Genomic DNA, 22,596 nt, shown 5'->3' with positions numbered 1-22,596 from the left:
ACAGGTGGCGGAACTGCGCCTTGAGGTACACGACTTCGCGGGCCTGAACCGCTGGCGGTGGGAGCTGACCGAGCCGGACGGCGGCCGCGTACTGGCCCGGCACGAGGTGCGGCTCGACCCCGACTGCGCACCGTACGAGGCCTTCCTCGACATCCCGGACTACGTGCGGCGGCATGCCGCGCCCGATCAGCGGGTGGAGCGGGAGCGGGAGATCGTGCGGGAGGTGGGGGCGTGGATCGGCGCGGAGGTCCTCGGGCCCGTCGCCGATGTGCTGCGGTCGGCCGCCCCGGTGGTCGTACGGGTCGTGGTGCCGCCGCAGGTGCCCGGGGCGCGGCGGCTGCTGTACGTACCGCTGGAACTCGCCCACGTCGACGGGCGGCCCCTCGCTCAGCGGGGTGTGCACCTGGTGATGCAGGTCGGGGACTCGTACGAGCCACCCGAACCCGTGGGCGGGGAGCGGCCGGTGCGGGTGCTGGCGTTGTTCAGCCAGCCGGCGGGGAGCCGGGCGCTGAACCTGCGACGGGAGCGACTGGCGCTGACCCGGCTGTTCGCCGGTGCCGGGCGGGACGTCGAGGTGCGGACGCTGCAGTACGGGGTGACGCGGGAGCGGCTGCGGGAGGTGCTGGCCGAGGGGTGGGACGTCGTCCATGTGTCCGGGCACGGGGCGCCCGGTGAGCTGCTGCTGGAGACCGAGGCCGGTGGGACGGACCGGATCCCGGCCGAGGAGCTGGGGGCACTGCTGGGCGTGGCGCGCGGGGTGTCGCTGGTGACGGTGTCGGCGTGCTGGTCGGGGGCGTTGACCGTACGGGAGCAGCGGCGGGCGCTGGGGGTCCCGACGGCCGGGGTCCCGGTGGACGAGGGGGCTCGCTCGGACGTGGTGGGCGCGCTGGCCGGGGAACTGGTCGAGCGGCTCGGGTGTGCGGTGCTGGCGATGCGGTACCCCGTGGCGGACCGGTTCGCGATCGCGCTGGCCGAGGGGCTGTACCGGCGGCTGATCATCGAGGGCCTACCGCTGCCGCAGGCGCTCGGCGGGGTGCTCGCGGAGGGCGACTCGGCGCTGGAGGCGGGGACACCGGCGCTGTTCGGGGCACGGGCCGTCGGGCTGAGGATGGCGGCGCCGCCTCGGCGTACGCCCCGGATCGATCGACCCGAACTGCCGCCCCTCCCCGACCATTTCGTGGGCCGCGTCCCCCTCATGGCACGGACCGGCGCCGCCCTCGCCTCGCGCAGCGGCCTGTGTGGCGTACTGCTGCAAGGCATGCCCGGCGTGGGGAAGACGGCCTGTGCGCGGGAGCTGGTGGCCACGCATGCGCATGCCTTCGACGAGGTCCTCTGGTTCAAGGCGCCGGAGCGGGCGGAGACGGATGCGCGGGCGGTCCTCGCCGAGTTCGCGGTGGCGTTGGAGGCGGTGGTACCGGGGCTGCCGGCCCTGCTCGACGACCACGGACAGTTCACGGCCGCCGTCACCCGCTGCCTGGAGCGGCGGCGGATCCTCCTCGTCGTGGACCACCTCGACGGGCTCCTCACCCCGGACGGCACGTGGCGCGACGAGCGTTGGGGCGCCCTGCTCGCCGCCCTGTCGGCGCATGCCGGACCCGGACGGCTGATCCTCACCGGCCGGGTACGCCCGCCAGGGCCGGGCCCACGGATCCCGACGGAACCGGTCGACCTGCTGAACCCGGACGAGGCCCTGCTCCTCGTCCGGGAACTCCCCCACCTCGCCCGCCTGGCCGACGGCCGCGTGCCCGGCATGACGCCGGCCGCCGCCCGCCGCTGTCTCACCGGCCTGCTGGACGTCACCCGGGGCCACCCCAAGCTGCTCGAACTCGCCGACGGCCAGGCCGCCGACCCGGCGCGGCTCACCGCGCTGCTGGGATCCGCAGGGCAGGCCTGGGCGGAGGCCGGCGGGGCACCCGAGGGCTTCTTCACGGCCGACCGGGCGGCGGCGCGAGACGGTGACTACGCGCGCGTGCTGCGGGTCTGGGCGGACGGCATCGCCGACTCCCTGGGCCGCGCCCCGCGCGACCTGTTCCACGTCCTGTGCTGCCTGGAGGAGCCCGACCGCACCCGCCCGGCCCTCGACCACAACTGGCCCGAACTGCGCGCCGGCCTCGGCCACCCCGACCAGCCCCTCGACCCGCTCCTCGACACCCTCGTGACCTGCGGGCTGCTCACCCGGCGGCCCGCACCGTCGCCGCGCGGGCCGCGGGAGTCGTACGACATCCAGGCCGCCGTCGCCGCCGAGGGGCGGGCGCGGGCCGGGGAGACGTTCCGGCAGCTGGTGGACACGCGGATGTCCGGGTACTGGGTGCGGGTCTTCGAGATGGCGTGGGCCCGGGAGGGCACCGACGCGGAGGGCGCCCATCTCGCCGGGCCGGTCCTCGCGCGCGCGGGCCTGTCGGCGGCTCCCTATCTGATCCGGCTGCGGATGTGGCAGGGCGCCGAGGCGCTGTTGCAGGCCGTACTGCGCCGGGACGGCAGCCGCGCGACCAGGGCCCGGGTGCTGCCCGTGCTGCGGCAGCTCGCCGCCCTCGCCGCCTCCGGCACCGGCGTCCCGCCGCCGCGCGGCGCGCTGGCCGAGGTGCTGTGGGCGGCCGACCCGGCGGCGGCCGAACGGCAGGCCCGGACGGCGCTCGCGGAGGCGCTGGAGCGCGGCGACCACACGGCGGCCGCCGTGGCCGCCGGTTCGCTGGCGGGGCTGTGTCTGCGCACCGGGCGGCTGGACGAGGCACTCGCGTTCGCCGACGCGGAGATCGCGCACGCGCGCGAGTCCGACCTCGGTGTGTGGACGCGGCTGCTGGGCGAGGTGCACCGGCTGCACGTACTGGTCGAACGGGGCGAGTCCGGCCAGGTGGTGGCCGAGGCCGCAGTACTGCTGCGGCGGATGCGCGAGCTGCCCCGAGAGGGAGCCGGCACGGAGGGCGTGCTGTGGTGGGAGGTCCGGGAGGAGCTGTGCGACACCGCCCAGCGGGCCGCCGTGGACGCCGAGGAGTGGCGGCGGGCGCTGGAGCACAACGCCGAGCTGTGCGCGTCCATGGCGGGCCGTGGCGCGCCGCCCGCCGAACTCGCGCAGGCCCGCATGCCGGCGTACATGCCGCTGCTGCGGCTCGGCCGTACCGAGGAGGCGCTGGCGCTGCTGGAGGAGTGCCGGGAGGTCTTCGAGGCCGCCGCCGACGATCTGCACATGGGCGAGGTGTTCGGCGCGCTCGCCAACGTGGCGGACGCGCGCGGGCGCGGCGAGGTGGCGCTCGCCCGTGGGCGGGACTGCCTGCGGTACGCCTATCGCGCGGGCGTCCCCGCGACCATCGCCATCAGCCACGCCAACTTCGGCAGCTACCTGCACTCCCACGCGCGGGACGGCTCCGGCGCGGTCGCCCACCATCTCGCCGGGGCGCTGCTGGGCGTCCTCACCGGCGGCGGCCGCACCGCCCGCGCTCTGGACGCGGTCGCGGGCGATCTGCGGGAGTTCGGGGCGCGAGCGCAGCTGCCCGCCGATCCGGACGCGCTGTACGCGCGCGTGGCGCAGGTTCCCGGGGTGGACCTGGGGCGGCTGCTCGACCGGCTGGGGCCCGACGGCGGCCGGGTGCGGGAGGCGCTGGCGGAGCTGGTGCGCAAGGCGCGCGGGGAGGCCGGTGCGGCCGCGTCGGCGGCAGCGGTGTGGGGCATGGTGTGGGAGCCGGCGATCGCGGCCCTCGTCTCCGCCGAGCGCGGCAACACGGCGGCCAGGGTGAAACTGCGTCAGCACCTGGCGCGGTACGGGGCGATGGCACCGCAGTTCGCGGCCGTGACGGACGTCCTGCGCCGGATTCTCGACGGGGAGCGCGACCCGGGTGTGGCAGCGGCACTGGGGCCGCTGGACGCCGACGTGGCCCACCGGGCCCTCAGGGTGCTGCGGGGCGAGGAGGAGGTGGCCGCCGAGCTGTGGCCCGCGATGCATCTGGGCCTGGCCCTGGGCAACTTCGTCGCCACCGCCGCCGGTCACCAGGGAACCGCCGACGTCAACCGCGCGGGCCTCGACGGCTTCCACACCGACCCCGCCCTCCGGGCGCTGGCCCCGGTGCTGGAGGAGATCCTCGCCGGGAGCCGCGATCCGGGGCTCGCGGGACGGTTGCGGGAGCCGACGCAGCGGGCGGTGACGGGGGCGGTGCTGCGGTGCCTCGACCGGATTGAGGGAAGAGTCGGTTGAGAGGAGCGGTGGAGGGAGTGCCTGGAGTGGAGGAGCCACGACTCAACGACGTGCGGCTCGGGCCGGACGGCTCGTTGGAGTTCTTCGACGGGGTGCGGTGGGTGGCCTATCCGGACGTACCGGACGACGAGGTGGCACCGCCGAACGCGGTGAGCAGGGGGGACGCCCCGGGCCGAGACGACGGTACGCAGTGACCGTGCCGCCGCCTCCCGACGGCGGTACGGGCGTCCCGCCGGACCCGTTCGACGCGCTGCCCTCACCTCTCGACGCCGTGCCCGAGCTGCGGGCGGCGGCGCGCTGGATGATCGCCGCGTTCGGGGCGGTCGGGGCCGCGTTGATCGGGGTCGGTCCGCTGGTCGCCGTCGGCAAGGTGCACGGGCTCGGGGACGCGCTGGTCGCCGGTGCCGCCCTGCTGCTCGCGCTGGGCGGGGTCAGCCTCGCCATCTGGCAGGTGAGCCGAGTGCTGGAGCCGCCGGTGACCACGACGGCCACGCTCGCCGACCCGGCCGTACGCGACCTGCGCGAGCTGATCGACGCAGCTCCCGAAGACTTCTTCGGCTCCGCCGCGACCGGCGTCGACGATCTGCTGCGGCACCGCGCCGTCGCCGCGAACATCCAGCGCGCCATCGCCGCCGAACCCGACCCGCACCGACGCGAACTGCTCCGCCATCACCTCGACCGCGCCCGCGCCAACATCAGCCGCACCGACCCCTACGTGCGCTGGCTGCTCGCCATGACCCACGTCTGGCAGATCCGCGCCGCCCTGTACACCGCGCGGCGCTGGTGCCTGCTCGCGGTGCTGCTGGTCACGGCGGGGGCGGTGGGGTTCCTGACGGTCACGGGGAGGTGACCGTCAGGATCGGGGGACGTAAGGCGTCACTCGCCGAACGCCGCCTCCAGAAACGGCTCGATCGCCGCGCGCCACGCCTCCGGCTGGTCGTAGTGGACGAGATGGCCGGCGTCGGCGACCTCCGCGTACTCCCCGCGTGGCAGCACGCGGACCATCTCCTGGGCCTCGGCCCGGCCGAGTTCGCCGTCGAGGCCGCGCACGACCAGGGCGGGGCACCGGACCTGGGCCAGCTCGTCCCAGTGGGCGTCGTACACCCAGGTCTCGCGGGACTTCAGCATCTGCTCGACGTCGAAGACGGGCCGCCAGCCGTCGGGCGACTCGTGCATCACCTCGGCATAGAACGCGCCACGGGCCGGATTCGGCCGCTCCACCCAGGGGTCGTCCTCGCCGAACCACTTGCGTACGTCGGCCAGGGTGGCGAAGGGGACGGGCCAGGACGTGAACCAGCCCGCCCATTCCCGCTGCGAGGCGGCGCCGAGGGCGGAGGCCCGCATGTCGCAGATGACCAGGCCACGGACCAGGTCGGGGCGTTTGGCGGCGAGTTGCCAGGCGGTCAGCGCGCCCATGGCGTGGCCGATCAGCACGGCGGGGGCGAGGCCGAGCTGTTCGAGGGCGGACTCGGCGTCGTCGACGTAGGCCTCACGGGTGTACGCGGCCTGCGAGGGCTTCTCGCTCTGGCCGTGGCCGCGCTGGTCGAGCGCCACGGCGCGGTGGCGCTCGCAGAGCCAGCGGGCGGTGGAGGCCCAGTGGGAGGCGCGGCCCATCAGGCCGTGCAGTAACAGCACGCCGGGTGCGGGATCAGCGTCGGGGGTGGAGTGGGCCCTGGTCGGGTCGGGGTCGGGGTCGGATGTGGATGGGCCGGAGTCGGATTTCGGTGGGTCGGGGTCGGATTTGGGTGGGTCGCCGAACTCCCATGCCGCGAGTCGTACGCCGCCCGCCCCGGTCACGTCGATGCGTCGCGCCATTCGCGCCGGCACCCCCCAAGCTCCGCTCGGACCCGCTCGTACCTGTGCTAGCCGTGCTACTCGTCCTACGGTCCCACTCGCGCTACTTGTCTTGTCCGTCGTACCGCGCGTCCCTCGGGACCGGTTCAGCATCCGCAGACTATCGAATGGGTATTCGAGAATGGGCTTTCTGGCGGCAACAACCCTCGTTTGAGTGACGCCACTGAAGGAATGATCCCGGCACCCCAGGGGAGATCTTCAGCGGGAGGCGGACCGCTCGGGGAAAACGGTCCGAGGGGAATGACCCTGAGAGCTCGGGGCTCCGGGTCAGAACAGGGGAGGACAGGCCCCGGCGCCACGCGGCGCCGGGGCTCTCCACTCGGCCTCGGTACACCCCCACCCCGCCAGGAGCTCAGCGCTTGGCGACGAACACGTGGGAGGCGACGTCCGACTCCAGTTCGGCCGCCTCACCGCCGCTGCCCACCAGGACGCCGCCCGCCGACTCCGTCACACTCACCACCGAACCGGGCTGCACACCCGCCCGGCGCAGCGTGTACATCAGCTGCGCGTCCGTCTGGATCGGCTCGCCGATCCGGCGCACGACGACGGTCTTGCCCTCCAGGCCCGGGTCGAGGTCGGCCAGCGAGACCATGCCCTCGTCCAGGAACGGGTCGGCGCCGTCCTTCTCGCCCAGCTCCTCCAGGCCCGGGATCGGGTTGCCGTACGGCGACTCGGTGGGGTGGCGCAGCAGCTCCAGGACCCGGCGCTCCACGGCCTCGCTCATCACGTGCTCCCAGCGGCAGGCCTCGGCGTGCACCTGCTCCCACTCCAGGCCGATCACGTCGACGAGCAGACACTCGGCCAGACGGTGCTTGCGCATCACCCGGGTCGCCAGCCGACGGCCCTCGTCGGTGAGCTCCAGGTGCCGGTCGCTGGCCACGGACACCAGACCGTCGCGCTCCATCCGCGCCACCGTCTGGCTCACCGTCGGCCCGCTCTGGTCGAGCCGCTCGGCGATGCGGGCACGCATGGGGACCACACCTTCCTCTTCCAGTTCAAGGATGGTGCGGAGATACATCTCCGTGGTGTCGATCAGTCCGGACATACGTGCCCCTTGATTAGCTCTGCCGGAGGCTCGACCGCTCTCCGGCGCGTGCGCTGGCCCTGGCTTCAATTCTGCCGGATACCACCGACAACCGTGCCGCGCCGCCGAAACCAGGGGGTCCATGCTGATACGTGACTGCGCGGCGCACGGCACGAACGCAGCCCGTACGCCCGTATTGACATCCCAGTGGTCCAGACCGCACGGTGATCCGCGACACAGTGCGTCAAACGGAGCGAAGGAGCTCGGATGGGCGACAGCACGCCGGCCGACCAGTATCTCGATGCCGCGATCGGTCTGCTGCAGCGCGTCCGCGAGGAGGAGGCCGAGGCGATCGCGGCCGCCGGCGCACTGCTCGCCGACACCGTCGCCTCCGGAGGCCGGCTGTTCGCCTTCGGCGCCGGGCACTCCTCGCTCGCCGCGCAGGACGTCGTCTACCGCGCCGGCGGGCTCGCCCTGATGAACCTGCTCGCCGTGCCCGGCGTCGTCGGCGTCGACGTCATGCCCGCCACGCTCGGCTCCGCCCTGGAGCGGGTCGACGGCCTCGCCGCCGCCGTCCTGGACTGCTCACCACTGCGCGCCGGCGACACCCTGGTGATCATCTCCCTGTCCGGGCGCAACGCCCTCCCCGTGGAGATGGCGATCAACGCCCGCGCCCTCGGCGTGCGGGTCATCGGCGTCACCTCCGTGGCGTACGCCACCGAGACGACGTCACGGCACCACTCCGGGACGTACCTGAAGGACCACTGCGACATCGTCCTCGACTCGAAGATCGCGGTCGGCGACGCGGAACTCACCCACGACTCCGTCCCCGCCCCCTTCGCCCCCGCCTCCACGGTGGTGACCGCGGCCCTCCTCCAGGCGGTCATGGCCACAGCGGCCGTCACCCTGGCCAACCGCGGCATCGAACCCCCGCTCCTGCGCTCGGGCAACGTGGACGGCGGCCACGACTGGAACGGACGGGTGCTGGAGCAGTACGGGGACCGGATCTTCTACCGGCGCTGAGACCCGCCCTCCCGGCGGGGCGGGCCGGGGATCACTCCTCGCGCTCACCCAACAGCGCCGCCAGGTCCAGCTCCGCCGCGATCCGTACGGCCACGTCCTCGGCATACACCGTGTCCGACCGCTCGAACGCGCTCCGCCCGCTCCCCCGCAGAAACGTCACGACACCCAGCGTCCGCCCCCGGCTGCGCAGCACCGCGCACAACGCGTGGACCGCGTCCGACGGCCACTGCCGGGCCAGCGCCCACGCGCGCGCCTGCTCGGCCGACACACTGCCGACGCTCGCCCGCACCGTGCCGATCCGCTCCACGCACTGCAACGCCGGATGCCCCTCGCCGTACCGCGTCGGCAGTCCGGCCCGGCCCGCGAGCAGACTCGGCCCCGGCGCTCCCGAGGGCGTACCCGCCACTCGCACCAGCCGGACCGGCCCCACGGACTCGGCATCGGACAACGCGCCGCCCGCCACCCGGTCGATCAACGCGTGATCGGCGAAACCGGCCAGCGCGAAGTCCAGATGGACGGTCGCCGCCTCCGCCGGATCCTCGCACTCGGCGGCCGCGCGGGCGGCCCGGTGCAGCTGGTTGCCGCGGAACCGCAGCAGCGCCGCCTCCTGCTCACCCTGCTTGGCCTCGGTCACGTCCTGGAACATCCAGCCCACCCCGAGCGGAACCGGTTCCTCCGCCAACGGCGAGGCCAGCCGCAGGAAACCGCTCCGCCAGCAGCGCCGCTTCTCGCCCTCCGGCGTACGCACGCTCACCCAGATCTCGGCGGGCGCCGGCGGCGCACCCTCCGCCAGCACATGCGTGAGCGCGCTCTCCAACTCCTCCACACCCTGCGCGAGCAACTCCCCGAGCGGCCGCCCCAGCACCGACGTACGCCCGATCCCCAGCGCGCGGGCCGCGTGCGCGTTCACCACGGCGGGCCGCAGATCGGCGTCGACGAGGACGACTCCCCAGCTCGCGTCCTCGAACAGCGCCTCGCTCAGCGCGATGGACCGCTCCAGATCGATCTGCGCGTGCACCTCACTGAAGGCGCAGTACACCCCGGCAGGCTTGCCGTCCGGCCCCCGCACGGCCGCCGACTGGGTGCGCACGAGCACCCGCCCGCCGTCCTTCGTCAGCAGCGCGAACTCGTGCACCTGACGGCCCGGCGCGTGCATGGCGGACATCAGCCGCCCCTCGACCTCCTCGGCGTCGGCGCTGCGCACCGCCCACCCGGCGAAGCCGTGCCGCCCCACCGCCTCCTGGGCCGCCCAGCCGAGAATCCGCTCGGCCTCGCGGTTCCAGTGCGTCACCACCCCGTCGGCGTCGAAGGCGCACAACGCCGCGTCCATGCCGTCCAGCAGGGCGGCAAGCAGATCCGAACCACCCGAACCCTCGGGACCGTCCGAACCCTCCGGGCCGTCCGGCCCGGGCTCGTCCGGTCCGAGTTCGTCCGTGGTCCCACTACGCCGGGAAGCACTCACCTGGACCCCCTGCAGGCTGCGTCAGCACGAACGGCGCGTCGGTTCGCTCACTTGCAATCATTCAACTCGAACGTGACGCAGCCCACACATGGTTCCCGCAAGATTGCGGGAATCGTTGTACGCCGGAAACCGCACGACAACCGCCCACTCACTCTCGACGACCGAAAGCCGCAGGTCAACCCACTCGTGCCGCTCCCCAGGCATACATACCGGTCAACCTCGACGAACCCACGCGACTCGGTGGACCGCAGGCCGTCCCCATTGGCCGCCCGGCGCCACGAAAGCCGCAGTAGCAGCAAGGTCGGCCATGCGTTCGGTGAAGTCGAGGAATCCGCACGAAACAGGCGATTCCGTCCGCTTCCGGCCCCCTCGTTTGCGCTGGTCAATAGCCTGATCAGCATACGAGAAGGGAGGTCACTCGCTCTGTCACCGGGGACCTGGTGCGGTTCAACGTTTCCCACTGGAATCTACGGCTTCTGCAGCGCGGCGACGGCTACGCCTACAACGCGCGGCCCGGAACAGGCGCGTCAAGTTCCCGGAAAATCGGTTGATCGGTGACTGAGCAGTTCTTAGTGTTGCAGGCACTTCGGAGAGGAGGTGGTTCGGAAGATGTACACATACCGGACGGAAGAGGTGACTGCGGGCTAGCGGCCCGCCGTCGTACTCGGTTCGGCGCCGGACCAGCGTGAGTGACAAACACGCAGTCGGCCAATCCAACGCAGTCACCCGACCCGCGAGTCGCCGGTACGTCCGGCCGGCTCCTCCTTGGAGGAACCAGACTCGCGGGTCGTCTGCGTTCAGAGGGCGTGGATCAGCGGGCGATGGCCTCGTAGCCGTCGATGGAGCGGGGGTCGCGCGGGCCCGGGCCGATGTAGCGGGCCGAGGGGCGGACCAGGCGGCCCGTGCGCTTCTGTTCGAGGATGTGGGCGGACCAGCCGGCCGTGCGGGCGCAGGTGAACATCGACGTGAACATGTGGGCGGGGACTTCGGCGAAGTCCAGGACGATCGCCGCCCAGAACTCGACGTTGGTGGCGAGGACGCGGTCCGGGCGGCGGTTGTGCAGTTCCTCCAGGGCCGCCTTCTCCAGGGCCTCGGCGACCTCGAAGCGGGGGGCGCCCAGTTCGCGGGCCGTGCGGCGCAGGACGCGGGCTCGGGGGTCCTCGGCGCGGTAGACGCGGTGGCCGAAGCCCATGAGGCGTTCGCCCTTGTCGAGGGCCTGCTTGACGTAGGCCTCGGCGTCGCCGGTGCGTTCGATCTCCTCGATCATGCCGAGGACCCGGGAGGGGGCGCCGCCGTGCAGGGGGCCGCTCATGGCTCCTACGGCGCCGGAGAGCGCCGCGGCGACGTCGGCGCCGGTGGAGGCGATGACCCGGGCGGTGAAGGTGGAGGCGTTCATGCCGTGTTCGGCGGCGCTGGTCCAGTAGGCGTCGACGGCGGCCACGTGCTTCGGGTCGGGCTCGCCGCGCCAGCGGATCATGAAGCGTTCGACGACGGACTGGGCCTTGTCGATCTCGCGCTGCGGGACCATGGGGCGGCCCTGGCCGCGGGCGGACTGGGCGACGTAGGAGAGGGCCATGACGGCGGCGCGGGCGAGGTCCTCGCGGGCCTGCTCGGCGTCGATGTCGAGGAGGGGTTTCAGGCCCCACACCGGCGCGAGCATGGCGAGGGCCGACTGGACGTCCACCCGGATGTCGCCGGAGTGCACGGGGATGGGGAAGGGCTCGGCGGGCGGCAGGCCGGGGTTGAAGGCGCCGTCGACGAGCAGGCCCCAGACGTTGCCGAACGAGACGTGACCGACCAGGTCCTCGATGTCGACGCCCCGGTACCTGAGGGCGCCGCCCTCCTTGTCCGGTTCGGCGATCTCCGTCTCGAACGCGACGACTCCCTCGAGTCCGGGTACGAAGTCGGACATCAGGCGGCTCCTCGGATGTGTACGGATGTGTGCGGGTGTGTGCGGTTCTGTGGGGCGGGGCTGGTTGTGGCGACGGGGCTTGGGTGCGGCAACCCCGGGTGGAAGCGGGCGATCGCCCGGCGGATCCACGGTCGGTTGCGAGACTCGCGGTCCTGGGCGGTCACTGGGGTGATGCCCCGTGGGGCGCGCGGTCACCCAACTGGAACGGCATCTGCACGATATCCCCGAGTGCCACCCTTGGGGAGAGGCGACGGCACTCAGTGCCAGTCCGTGACGAACGCCACCTTTCCGAACGGCCGCCGTGTGTACGGCAAGATGACCGCGTGACCGACGAAGACGCCGTCCCCGCAGCGCCCGATCCCGCCGCGATGCGCAAGCACTACCGGGCGGAGGGACTCTCCGAGACCGAGCTGGCCGCGACCCCGGTCGAGCAGTTCGCACGCTGGTTCAAGCAGGCCGCGACGGAGGGCCGGCTGTTCGAGCCGAACGCCATGGTCGTCTCCACGGCCGACGCGGAGGGGCGGCCCAGCTCCCGTACGGTGCTGCTGAAGCACTTCGACGACACCGGCTTCGTCTTCTACACCAACTACGACTCCCGCAAGGCGCGCGATCTCGCGGAGAACCCGTACGTCTCGCTGCTGTTCCCCTGGTACACGATGGCCCGCCAGGTCATCGTCACGGGCGTGGCGCGGCGCACCGGCCGGGACGAGACCGCCGCGTACTTCCGCACCCGCCCGCACGGCTCCCAGCTCGGGGCCTGGGCGAGCGCACAGTCGTCGGTGATCGCCACGCGCGCCGACCTGGACGCCTCGTACGCCGAGCTGGCGGCCCGCTATCCGGAGGGCGAGCAGGTCCCGGTGCCGCCGAACTGGGGCGGTTTCCGGGTGGCGCCGCAGTCGGTGGAGTTCTGGCAGGGCCGGGAGAACCGCCTGCACGACCGTCTGCGGTACGTGGCGGAGCAGGACGGGGGCTGGCGGGTGGAGCGGCTGAGTCCGTGAGGAGACGCCAGTCGTCGGTGTACTGGCGCAACGCCCTCAGCCGAGCGCCTCGTCCAGCAACTCGGCCCACTGGGTCACGACCCGCTCGCGGCGCTGGCCGTCGTCGGTGAGGAGGTTGGCGAGGCCGAGGCCGCGGGCCATGTCCAGTAGGCCCTGGACCGTTTCGCGTACGCCTGGTCGGGACTCGTCCGCGTTGAGGAGGTCGACGGCTATGCGGTGGGTTTCGCGGCCGACGCGGGCCTCCAGTTCGGTGACGCGGGGGCGGAGCTGGTCCTCGTTGGAGGCGGCGACCCAGAGGTGGAGGGCGGCGCGGAACAGGGGGCCGGTGTAGAGGTCGACGAGGGCCGAGACGACGGCTCTGCGGTCGTCTGTCGCGCCCTGCGGGAACAGGGCCCGCAGGGCGGTGGAGCGTTCCTCGGCGACGTACTCCACGGCGGCCGTGAACAGGTCTTCGCGGGTCGGGAAGTGGTGCTGGGCGGCGCCGCGGGACACGCCGGCGCGTTCGGCGACGACGGTGACCGTGGAGCCCGCCCAGCCGTGTTCGGCGAGGCAGGCCACGGCGGCTTCGAGGAGCCGCTGCCGGGTGGCCCGGCTGCGGTCCTGTTTGGGCACGCGGTCGACACGGTCCACGGCGGTCACCGGCGTGACCGTGTCGACCGGGTTCACAGCACCCATGGCGGATCCCGTCGTTCGAGGAAGGCCGTCATGCCCTCGCGGGCGTCGGCGGAGGCGAACATCCGGGCCGAGAGGGCGGTCAGTTCCGCCGCGTCCCGGTCGAATGTCCGCAGCACTTTAGCCGTGAGCAGCCGTTTCGTCTCGGCCAGGGCCTGCGGGGCGGAGCGTCGCAGGCCGTCCAGGATCGGTTCGAGTACGTCGTCGGCGTCGTCGCCGGTCGCGGTGATCAGCCCGATCCGGGTCGCCTCGGCGGCGTCGAAGCGTTCGCCGGTGAGGTAGTGGCGGGCGAGGGCGCGCGGGTCGGTGCGCGGCAGCAGCGGCAGCGAGATGACGGCGGGGGCGGCGCCGATGCGGACCTCCGTGAACGCGAAGGTGGCCTCGCCGGACGCCACCGCTATGTCGCAGGCGCCCAGCAGGCCCAGGCCGCCCGCCCGTACGTGTCCGGTGACGCGGGCGACGACCGGCTTGGGCAGCTCGACGATCTGCCGGAGCAGGCCGACGAGGGCGTCCGGGTCGGGCGGGTCGCGCAGGTCGGCGCCGGCGCAGAAGGTGTTGCCGGTGTGGGTGAGGACGATCGCGCGTACGTCGCCGTCCTTGCCGCAGTCGGCGAGCGCGTCGGCGAGTTCGCCGACCAGCGCGGCCGACAGGGCGTTGCGGTTGGCCGGGGAGTCGAGGGTGAGCGTTTCGACTCCCCGCGCGCGTGTGCGGCCGATCAGGGTCACGCGCCCTCCCGGAGTTGGCGGCGCAGTATCTTCCCGGAGGCGGCGCGGGGCACACCGTCGATGAAGGTGACCTGGCGGACGCGTTTGTAGGGGGCGACGCGTTCGGCGACGTGCATCATGACCTCGTTCTCGGTGAGGTCGGGCGCGGTGCGCTGGCGGACGACGTACGCGCGCGGGACCTCGTTTCCGTCCTCGTTGTAGACGCCGATGACGGCGGCGTCGGCGATGCCCGGGTGGGTGAGGAGCAGGGCCTCCAGTTCGGCGGGGGCCACCTGGAAGCCCTTGTACTTGATCAGTTCCTTGACGCGGTCCACGACGAACAGCCAGCCGTCGGCGTCGACGTATCCGACGTCCCCGGTGTGCAGCCAGCCGTCGGCGTCGATCATGGCGGCGGTGTCGTCGGGGCGGCCCAGGTAGCCCTTCATGACCTGGGGGCCGCGGATGAGGATCTCGCCGGCCTCGCCGGCGTCGAGGTCCTTGCCGGGGTCGTCGAGGGAGACGATCCGCATCTCGGTGCCGGCGATGAGCCGGCCGACGGTGCCGGGCGGGGCGTCCGCCATGGCGTCCAGGGGCACGACGTGGGTGCCCGGGGACAGTTCCGTCATGCCGTACGCCTGGCCGACCGGCGGCAGGTTCAGGCGGCGGGAGCAGGCGGCGGCGAGGTTCGCGTCCAGGGGGGCGGCGGCGCTGATGACGTACTTCAGGGACGACAGGTCGTACTGGGCGACCGCCGGGTGTTTGGCGAGGGCGAGGACGATCGGCGGGGCGACGTACAGGCCGGTGATGCGGTGGTTCTGGATGGCGGCGAGGAACTGCTCCAGGTCGAAGCGGGGCAGTACGACGACCGTGGCGCCCACCCTCAGGGGCGCGTTCATCAGGGCGGTGAGGCCGTAGATGTGAAAAAAGGGCAAAACGGCCAGGATGCGGTCGCCGGGGCCCGCGGAGACCGCCGGTTCGAGCTGGGCGAGGTTGGTGGCGATCTGCCGGTGGGTGAGCATCACGCCCTTGGGGGTGCCGGTGGTGCCGGAGGAGTACGGCAGGGCCGCCACGTCCGCCACGGGGTCGATGGCGACCTGCGGTTCGGGGGCCGTGGAGGCCAGCATGTCGATCAGCGAGCGGTGGCCGGGGGCGCTGTCGCAGACGAAGATCTCCTTGACGCCGCCCGCGAGTTCGGCGGCCCTGCGGGCGGTGTCCAGCAGGGGTGAGACGGTGACGATCCAGCGGGCGGCCGAGTCGTGCAGCTGCTTGGCGAACTCCTCGGCCGTGGCGAGCGGGTGCACGGTGGTGACCGCGGCACCCGCGCGCGTGGCGGCGTAGAACGCCGTGGGGAAGGCGATCGTGTTCGGGCTGTGCAGGGCGAGGACGTCGCCCTTGCGGACGCCGGTCTCGGCCAGGGCGGCGGCGACGCGCCGGTGGAAGCGGTCGAGTTGCTCGTAGGTGAGGGTGGTGCCGTCCGTGCCGTCGATGAGCGCGGGTGCCTCACCGAACTCGGCGGCGCGGCCCAGTACGGCCTCGTGGATGGGGAGTTCTACGGCCGGGACGTCTGCGTACTCGCTGCGGAACACGGTTCCTCCTCGCGACACGGTGCCGGTCAGTACGACTTCGGCAGACCGAGGGTCTGGTGGGAGACGTAGTTGAGAATCATCTCCCTGCTCACCGGAGCAATACGAGACACGCGCGCGGCCGTTATCAACGAGGCGAGCCCGAATTCGCGGGTGAGGCCGTTGCCGCCGAGGGTGTGCACGGCCTGGTCGACGGCCTTCACACAGGCCTCCCCGGCCGCGTACTTGGCCATGTTGGCCGCCTCCCCCGCGCCGACGTCGTCCCCCGCGTCGTACAGGTGCGCCGCCTTCTGCATCATCAGGCGGGCGAGTTCGAGGTCGATGTGCGCCTGGGCGAGGGGGTGGGCGATGGCCTGGTGGGCGCCGATGGGGGTGTTCCAGACGGTGCGGTCGCGCGCGTACGCAATCGCTTGCGCGAGCGCGTACCGGCCCAGGCCGATCGCGAACGCGGCCGTCATGATGCGCTCGGGGTTGAGGCCGGCGAAGAGTTGCAGCAGGCCGGCGTCCTCGTCGCCGACGAGTGCGTCGGCGGGCAGCCGTACGTCGTCCAGGACCAGCTCGAACTGCTTCTCCGCCGCGTTCAGTTCCATGTCGATGGGGCGGCGGGTGAAGCCGTCGGCGTCGCGCGGGACGATGAACAGGCAGGGCTTGAGGCGGCCGGTGCGGGCGTCCTCGGTGCGGCCCACGATCAGGGTCGCGTCCGCGATGTCGACGCCGGAGATGAAGACCTTGCGGCCGGTGAGGAGCCAGTCGGGGCCGTCTTTTCGTGCCGTGGTGGTGATGCGGTGGCTGTTGGAGCCGGCGTCGGGTTCGGTGATGCCGAAGGCCATGGTGCGCGTGCCGTCGGCGATGCCGGGGAGCCAGTGTTGTTTCTGGGCCTGTGTGCCGAAGCGGGCGATCACTGTGCCGCAGATGGCCGGGGAGACGACCAGCATGAGGAGGGGGCAGCCGGCCGCGCCGAGTTCTTCGAGGACTATGGAGAGTTCTGTGATGCCGCCGCCTCCGCCTCCGTGTTCCTCGGGGAGGTTGACGCCGAGGTAGCCGAGTTTGCCTGCCTCGGACCAGAGGTCTTCGCGGTTGTAGGTGCGGCCGTGGCGTTTGCCGAGGGCGGCCACTGCGGACCGCAGGGCCTTGTGTTCTTCGGATTCGATCGTGGGGGTCATGCTTGTCCTCCGGGTGCGGGTTGTGTGTGGCTGGTGGCGCCCACGCGGCGGAGCCGCATATCGATACAGCCCCGCGCCCCTAGGTCTCTTGCACTACCGCCAGGAGCATGCCGACCGTGACCTGTTGGCCAGGTGTGGCGTGCAGGGCCGTGAGGGTGCCTGTGACGGGGGCGGAGATCTTGTGCTGCATCTTCATCGCCTCCAGCCATACGAGGGGCTCTCCGGCCCTCACAGGCGCTCCTGCGGCCAAGCCCTCCGCCACGCGGACCACCGTGCCCGGCATGGGGGCCAGCAGGGAGCCAGGGGCGTGCTGGGTGGTCGGGTCGGGGAAGCGGGGGAGGGTGGTGAGGCGGGTGGCGTTGACGTAGACGTCGTCGCCGTATCTCGCCACCGCGAACTTCCTTGTCACTCCGTCCACTTCGAGTACGACCAGACCGGCGTCGGCGTGTACGACGTGGACGCCCTCCGCCGTGAGGCCCTCGCGGGTGTGCCAGTAGTGGGCCTCGTGTTCCTCGCCCGCCATCGTGTAGCGCTTGGTCTGGGGCTGGGAGGGGACGTTGCGCCAGGCGCCGAAGCGGCTGCGGGTGTGGGCGTCGGAGAGGGCGGCGGCCAGGGGCGCGTGGGGGTCGGGGGTGGGTTCGGTGAGTTCGTGGAGGTGGCGGGAGTAGAAGCCCGTGTCCATGCGGGCCGTCGTGAACTCCTTGTGCCGCAGGGAGCGGATCAGCAGGTCGCGGTTGGTGGTGGGGCCGTGGAGCGTGGTGCGTTCCAGGGCTCCGGCCAGTTTGCGGATGGCCTCCGCGCGCGTGGGGGCGTGGGCGATGAGCTTGGCGAGCATGGGGTCGTAGTGGACGCCGATCTCGTCGCCGCCGGTGTAGCCCGTGTCCAGGCGGATGCCTTCGGGGGCGTCGAGGCGGTGCAGGGTGCCGGTCTGGGGCGCCCAGTCCTGGGCGGGGTCCTCGGCGTAGAGGCGGGCCTCTATGGCGTGACCCCGCGCGCGTGGGGGGTCGGGTTCCAGGGTGTGGCCCTCGGCGACGCGGAGTTGGAGGGCCACCAGGTCGATGTCGAAGACGGCTTCCGTGACGGGGTGTTCGACCTGGAGGCGGGTGTTCATCTCCAGGAAGTGGGCCTTGTCGTCGGCGACCAGGAACTCGACCGTGCCGGCGCCGACGTAGCCGACGGCGCGGGCGGCTCGTACCGCCATTTCGTGGAGGGACTCGGTGAGTTCGAGTTTCAAACCCGGTGCCGGGGCCTCCTCGACGACCTTCTGGTGGCGGCGCTGGAGGGAGCAGTCCCGGGTGCCGAGCGCCCACACCGTGCCGTGGGTGTCGGCGAGGATCTGCACCTCGACGTGTCTGCCGTCCTCGATGTACGGCTCGACGAACACCTCGTCGTCGCCGAAGGCACCGAGCGCCTCCGAGCGGGCGGCCGCGAGTTCGGCGTCCAGGTCTTCCAGGCGCCGTACGATCCGCATGCCGCGTCCGCCGCCGCCCGCTGCCGCCTTCACCAGCACCGGCAGGTCGGCCTCGGTGACGTCGTGGAGGGGCGCCAGGCCCAGCAGCTCCTTCGCGCGCGTCTTGGACGCCATCGCCTCGATGGCCTCCGGGGGCGGGCCGATCCAGAGCAGTCCCGCGTCGAGGACCGCGCGCGCGAAGTCGGCGTTCTCGGAGAGGAAGCCGTAGCCGGGGTGTACCGCGTCGGCGCCGGACGCGAGCGCGGCCCTGACGATCAGGTCGCCGCGCAGATACGTCTCGGCGGGCGCCGCTCCCGGCAGCCGTACCGCGGCGTCGGCCACGCGCGCGTGGAGGGCGTTCGCGTCGGCGTCCGAGTGCACGGCGACCGTTCGGATTCCCAACTCACGGCAGGTGCGGAAGATCCGGCAGGCGATCTCGCCCCGGTTGGCGACCAGCAGGCTCGAAATCAAGGGGCCCCTCACATCGGTCATGGCCGTCACATCCGGAAGACGCCGAAGCCACCGCGCACGCCCTCGTAGGGGGCGGTGTGGATGGCGGACAGGCACAGGCCGAGGACGGTCCGGGTGTCGCGCGGGTCGATGACGCCGTCGTCGTAGAGCCGCCCGGACAGGAACATCGGCAGCGACTCGGACTCGATCTGCTGCTCGACCATCGCGCGCAGGGCGGCGTCCGCCTCCTCGTCGTACGGCTGTCCCTTCGCGGCGGCGGACTGGCGGGCGACGATGGACAGCACGCCCGCGAGCTGCTGCGGGCCCATGACGGCGGACTTGGCGCTGGGCCAGGCGAAGAGGAAACGGGGGTCGTAGGCGCGGCCGCACATGCCGTAGTGCCCGGCTCCGTAGGAGGCGCCCATCAGCACGGACAGGTGGGGCACCTTCGAGTTGCTGACCGCGTTGATCATCATCGCGCCGTGTTTGATGATGCCGCCCTGCTCGTACTCCCGGCCCACCATGTAACCGGTGGTGTTGTGCAGGAACAGCAGCGGGATGTCGCGCTGGTTGGCGAGCTGGATGAACTGGGCCGCCTTCTGCGATTCCGCGCTGAACAGCACCCCTTGGGCATTGGCCAGGATGCCGACCGGGTAGCCGTGCAGGGTCGCCCAGCCGGTCGCCAGGCTGGTCCCGTACAGCGGTTTGAACTCGTCGAAGTCGGAGGCGTCGACGATCCGGGCGATGACCTCGCGCGGGTCGAAGGGCATTTTCAGGTCGCCAGGGACAATGCCCAGCAGGTCGTCCTGGTCGTACTTGGGGGGCTGGGCGGGGCCTGGATCCTCGTACGCCTTGCGGTGGTTGAGGCGGGCCACCACGCGCCGTGCCTGGCGGAGGGCGTCCCGCTCGTCGACGGCGAAGTAGTCGGCGAGGCCGGACACGCGCGCGTGCATGTCGGCGCCGCCCAGGGACTCGTCGTCGCTCTCCTCGCCGGTGGCCATCTTCACCAGGGGCGGGCCGCCGAGGAACACCTTCGCGCGTTCCTTGACCATGATCACGTGGTCGGACATGCCGGGGATGTACGCGCCACCGGCCGTGGAGTTCCCGAAGACGACGGCGACGGTCGGGATTCCGGCCGCCGACAACCGCGTGAGGTCCCGGAAGATGGCCCCGCCGGGGATGAAGATCTCCTTCTGGGAGGGCAGGTCGGCGCCGCCGGACTCGACCAGGCTGATGCAGGGCAGGCGGTTGGCGAGGGCGATGTCGTTGGCGCGCAGGGCCTTCTTCAGGCTCCACGGGTTGCTCGCGCCGCCCCGGACGGTGGGGTCGTTGGCGGTGATCAGGCACTCGACGCCCTCGACGACCCCGATGCCGGTGACGAGTGAGGCGCCGACGGTGTAGTCGCTGCCCCACGCGGCCAGCGGGGACAGCTCCAGGAAGGGCGTGTCGGGGTCGAGGAGCAGCTCGATGCGCTCGCGGGCGAGGAGCTTGCCGCGCGCCCGGTGCCGTTCGACGTACTTCGTGCCGCCGCCCGCGAGGGCCTTGGCGTGCTCGGCGTCCAGTTCGGCGAGCTTGGCGAGCATCTCGTCGCGGGCCGCCCGGTAGTCGGGGCTCGTGGTGTCCAGGGCGGACGTCAGGACGGTCACAGCAGGGCCTCCGGGATGTCCAGGTGGCGGGAGCGCAGCCATTCGCCGAGGGCCTTGGCCTGCGGGTCGAAGCGGGCCTGCGCGGCGACGCCCTCGCCGAGGATGCCCTCGACGACGAAGTTGAGGGCGCGGAGGTTGGGCAGGACGTGGCGGGTGACGGGCAGGTCGCGGGCCTCGGGGATCAACTGCCGGAAGCGGTCGGCGGTCAGCTCGTGGGCGAGCCAGCGCCAGGCGTCGTCGGTCCGCGCCCACACGCCGACGTTGGCGTCGCCGCCCTTGTCGCCGCTGCGGGCTCCGGCGACGAGGCCGAGGGGGGCGCGGCGGGTGGATCCGGGCGGGGGTGGCGCGGGCAGGGGCGGTTCGTCAACGGGTTCGAGTACGAGGGTGTCGTGGGGCGCGGGCACAGGGATACGGCGTCCGTCGTGGAGGACGGCCATATGTGGGACGTCGCCATGGGGGACGTACACATCCTCGAAGACCCCATACGGGGTGCCCTTTCCGGGTGGTGCGAGCACATGGAAGCCGGGGTAGCTGGCGAGCGCCAGTTCGACGGCGGCCGCGCTGAGAGTGCGGCCGACCTTCTCCTGGTCGGGGTCGCGTACGACGAGCCGGAGCAGGGCGCTGGCCGTCTCCTCGGTGTCGGCGTCGGGGCGGTCGGTGCGGACGAGGTCCCAACGGACGTCGACGGGCGGCGACTTGGCGAGGGCGTCCGCCATTTGGCGCCGTACGAGGGTGGCCTTGGCGTCGATGTCGAGGCCGGTGAGGACGAAGGTGACCTCGTTGCGGAAGCCGCCGAGGCGGTTGAGGCCGACCTTGAGGGTCGGGGGCGGGGCCTCGCCCCGGACGCCCTCGATGCGGACGCGGTCGGGGGCCTCCTGGGTGAGGCGGACGGTGTCGAGGCGGGCGGTGACGTCGGGGCCCAGGTAGCGGGCGCCGGCGGTCTCGTAGAGGAGCTGCGCGGTGACCGTGCCGACGTCGACGAAACCGCCGGTGCCGGGGTGTTTGGTGATGACGGAGGTGCCGTCGGGGTGGATCTCGGCGAGGGGGAAGCCGGGCCGGGTGGCGCCTCCTTCGCCGAAGAAGGCGTAGTTGCCGCCGGTCGCCTGCGCCCCGCACTCCAGCACATGACCGGCGACGACGGCGCCCGCGAGCCGGTCGTACTCCCCCGGCTGCCAGCCGAAGTGCGCGGCGGCGGGGCCGGTGACCAGGGCGGCGTCGGTGACCCGCCCGGTGACGACCACGTCGGCGCCCGCGCGCAGGCACTCGGCGATACCGAAGCCCCCGAGGTAGGCGTGGGCGGCGAGGCTGCCGGGGTGGTCGGCGGTGAGGTCGTCGCCCTCGACGTGCGCGACCCGTACGGGTATGCCGAGGCGGTCGGCCAACTTCCGTACGGCGTCGGCGAGTCCGGCCGGGTTGAGGCCGCCGGCGTTGGTGACGACGCGGACGCCCCGGTCGTGGGCGAGGCCGAGGCACTCCTCCAGCTGGCGCAGGAAGGTGCGGGCGTAACCGGCGGTGGGGTCCTTCAGGCGGTCGCGGGCCAGGATGAGCATGGTCAGCTCGGCGAGGTAGTCGCCGGTGAGGACGTCGAGCTCGCCGCCGGTGAGCATCTCGCGCATAGCGTCGAAGCGGTCGCCGTAGAAGCCGGAGGCGTTGCCGATGCGCAGCGTCACCGGGCGTCCTCCTTCGGCGGGCGGCCACTGCCGGGTGGGCCCGCGAAGGCCTGGGCGATGTCCAGCCAGCGGTCGGCGTCGGGGCCCTCGGCACGTACGGCGAGGTCGTCGCGGTGGGCGCGTTGGGTGACCAGGAGGGCGAAGTCGAGGGCGGGTCCGGTGACGCGCTGGGCGGCGGTGTCGGGGCCGTAGACCCACAACTCACCGGAGGGACTGACCAGTTCGACCCGAAACTCCTCCCCCGGCGCCGACAGACCGTGCACACCGAAGGCGAAGTCACGGGCGCGAACCCCGATGCGGACCACATGCTTCAGCCGGTCGGTGGGTGGGCGGACCACACCCAGGGCGTCGGCGACGTCCTGACCGTGGGCCCAGGTCTCCATGATCCGGCCGGTGGCCATGGATGCGGCGGACATGGGCGGGCCGTACCAGGGGAAACGCGCGCCGGGCGGGGCCGCGCGCAGCGCCGTGTCGAGGGCGGTACGTCCCTCCCGCCACGTCGCCAGCAGCTCACCGGGCGCGAGCCGGGCGCCCTCCTCGGCGCCCTCGTCGACGAAGGCGTCCGGCGCGGCGAGGGCCTTCTCGACCAGCGTCCGGAACGCGTCGGCGTCGGTGACGGCGAGGAGGGCGGAGCGGTCGGTCCAGGCGAGGTGGGCGATCTGGTGGGCGACGGTCCAGCGGGGCGCGGGGGTCGGCAGCGTCCAGCGCTCCGGTTCCAAGTCGGCGACGAGCCGGTCGAGTTCGTCGCTCTCCGCACGCAGGTCGTCGAAGACGGGCGTCGGGTCGGCCATGGGCAGGA

General features: G+C 72.6%; 17 protein-coding genes. 5 read left to right on the top strand and 12 right to left on the bottom strand.

What is annotated here, in order from left to right:
* The first annotated feature begins 4 nt into the window (after positions 1-4).
* Genes I2W78_RS22055 through I2W78_RS22045 form a run of 3 tightly spaced genes read left to right on the top strand, consistent with a single transcriptional unit; the run spans position 5 to position 5,036 of the window.
* Complete coding sequence (locus tag I2W78_RS22055; RefSeq protein WP_196461994.1) at positions 5-4,186, top strand: CHAT domain-containing protein; 4,182 nt, start codon at positions 5-7, stop codon at positions 4,184-4,186.
* A gap of 26 nt (positions 4,187-4,212) precedes the next feature.
* On the top strand, positions 4,213-4,380 hold the full coding sequence (locus tag I2W78_RS22050; protein WP_196461993.1) for a hypothetical protein: 168 nt from the start codon (positions 4,213-4,215) through the stop codon (positions 4,378-4,380).
* A gap of 2 nt (positions 4,381-4,382) precedes the next feature.
* Positions 4,383-5,036: a hypothetical protein gene (locus tag I2W78_RS22045; RefSeq protein ID WP_307783730.1), complete on the top strand. Its 654-nt coding sequence runs from the start codon at positions 4,383-4,385 to the stop codon at positions 5,034-5,036.
* A 26-nt stretch (positions 5,037-5,062) separates the two neighbouring features.
* Here the strand turns inward: I2W78_RS22045 and I2W78_RS22040 are convergent, their stop codons facing one another.
* Both I2W78_RS22040 and I2W78_RS22035 read right to left on the bottom strand, forming a co-directional pair.
* Positions 5,063-6,001 (bottom strand): alpha/beta fold hydrolase, encoded by a 939-nt coding sequence (locus I2W78_RS22040; RefSeq protein WP_196461992.1) that lies wholly within the window; start codon positions 5,999-6,001, stop codon positions 5,063-5,065.
* Between the two features lie 391 nt (positions 6,002-6,392).
* Complete coding sequence (locus tag I2W78_RS22035; RefSeq protein ID WP_020130217.1) at positions 6,393-7,085, bottom strand: metal-dependent transcriptional regulator; 693 nt, start codon at positions 7,083-7,085, stop codon at positions 6,393-6,395.
* A gap of 246 nt (positions 7,086-7,331) precedes the next feature.
* On the opposite strand from I2W78_RS22035, the gene I2W78_RS22030 reads away from it, so the two are divergent.
* Entirely contained in the window at positions 7,332-8,087 is a 756-nt protein-coding gene (locus tag I2W78_RS22030; protein WP_196461991.1) for an SIS domain-containing protein, read from the top strand.
* Positions 8,088-8,118: 31 nt separating this feature from the next.
* Here I2W78_RS22030 and I2W78_RS22025 read toward each other — a convergent pair whose 3' ends face one another.
* Positions 8,119-9,549, bottom strand: coding sequence for a PAS domain-containing protein (locus tag I2W78_RS22025; RefSeq protein ID WP_196461990.1), 1,431 nt, complete (start codon positions 9,547-9,549; stop codon positions 8,119-8,121).
* Between the two features lie 811 nt (positions 9,550-10,360).
* Positions 10,361-11,461, bottom strand: a complete 1,101-nt coding sequence (locus I2W78_RS22020; protein ID WP_196461989.1) for a citrate synthase 2 — start codon at positions 11,459-11,461, stop codon at positions 10,361-10,363.
* Between the two features lie 323 nt (positions 11,462-11,784).
* On the opposite strand from I2W78_RS22020, the gene pdxH reads away from it, so the two are divergent.
* Positions 11,785-12,459, top strand: coding sequence for a pyridoxamine 5'-phosphate oxidase (gene pdxH / locus I2W78_RS22015; protein WP_196461988.1), 675 nt, complete (start codon positions 11,785-11,787; stop codon positions 12,457-12,459).
* A 36-nt stretch (positions 12,460-12,495) separates the two neighbouring features.
* On the opposite strand, the gene I2W78_RS22010 is transcribed toward pdxH, so the two are convergent.
* The 8 genes from I2W78_RS22010 to I2W78_RS21975 form a co-directional block, all read right to left on the bottom strand.
* The gene (locus tag I2W78_RS22010; RefSeq protein WP_196461987.1) at positions 12,496-13,134 is read right to left on the bottom strand and encodes a TetR/AcrR family transcriptional regulator; all 639 of its coding nucleotides are present in this window, start codon (positions 13,132-13,134) and stop codon (positions 12,496-12,498) included.
* Positions 13,122-13,856 carry an enoyl-CoA hydratase family protein gene (locus I2W78_RS22005; protein ID WP_196461986.1) on the bottom strand — a complete coding sequence of 245 codons (735 nt, stop codon included), beginning with the start codon at positions 13,854-13,856 and terminating at the stop codon, positions 13,122-13,124. Before I2W78_RS22005 ends, I2W78_RS22010 begins: the two co-directional genes overlap by 13 nt.
* Entirely contained in the window at positions 13,853-15,421 is a 1,569-nt protein-coding gene (locus I2W78_RS22000) for a 4-coumarate--CoA ligase family protein (protein WP_196461985.1), read from the bottom strand. Before I2W78_RS22000 ends, I2W78_RS22005 begins: the two co-directional genes overlap by 4 nt.
* Before the next feature lie 26 nt (positions 15,422-15,447).
* Positions 15,448-16,581 carry an acyl-CoA dehydrogenase family protein gene (locus tag I2W78_RS21995; protein WP_196461984.1) on the bottom strand — a complete coding sequence of 378 codons (1,134 nt, stop codon included), beginning with the start codon at positions 16,579-16,581 and terminating at the stop codon, positions 15,448-15,450.
* Between the two features lie 79 nt (positions 16,582-16,660).
* Positions 16,661-18,502: an acetyl/propionyl/methylcrotonyl-CoA carboxylase subunit alpha gene (locus I2W78_RS21990; RefSeq protein ID WP_307783981.1), complete on the bottom strand. Its 1,842-nt coding sequence runs from the start codon at positions 18,500-18,502 to the stop codon at positions 16,661-16,663.
* A 26-nt stretch (positions 18,503-18,528) separates the two neighbouring features.
* On the bottom strand, positions 18,529-20,127 hold the full coding sequence (locus I2W78_RS21985) for an acyl-CoA carboxylase subunit beta (RefSeq protein WP_196461982.1): 1,599 nt from the start codon (positions 20,125-20,127) through the stop codon (positions 18,529-18,531).
* A complete protein-coding gene (locus I2W78_RS21980; RefSeq protein ID WP_196461981.1) occupies positions 20,124-21,797 on the bottom strand; it encodes an acyclic terpene utilization AtuA family protein in 1,674 nt (557 codons plus the stop codon). Before I2W78_RS21980 ends, I2W78_RS21985 begins: the two co-directional genes overlap by 4 nt.
* A complete protein-coding gene (locus I2W78_RS21975) occupies positions 21,794-22,588 on the bottom strand; it encodes a TIGR03084 family metal-binding protein (RefSeq protein ID WP_196461980.1) in 795 nt (264 codons plus the stop codon). The genes I2W78_RS21980 and I2W78_RS21975 overlap by 4 nt, the downstream gene beginning before the upstream one ends.
* Positions 22,589-22,596 lie beyond the last annotated feature (8 nt).

It is taken from the genome of Streptomyces spinoverrucosus (assembly GCF_015712165.1).
GTDB classification, from domain to species: Bacteria; Actinomycetota; Actinomycetes; order Streptomycetales; family Streptomycetaceae; genus Streptomyces; species Streptomyces spinoverrucosus_A.
The sequence above is the reverse complement of the archived record's forward strand: the minus strand, read 5'-3'. Positions and strand labels throughout refer to the sequence as shown.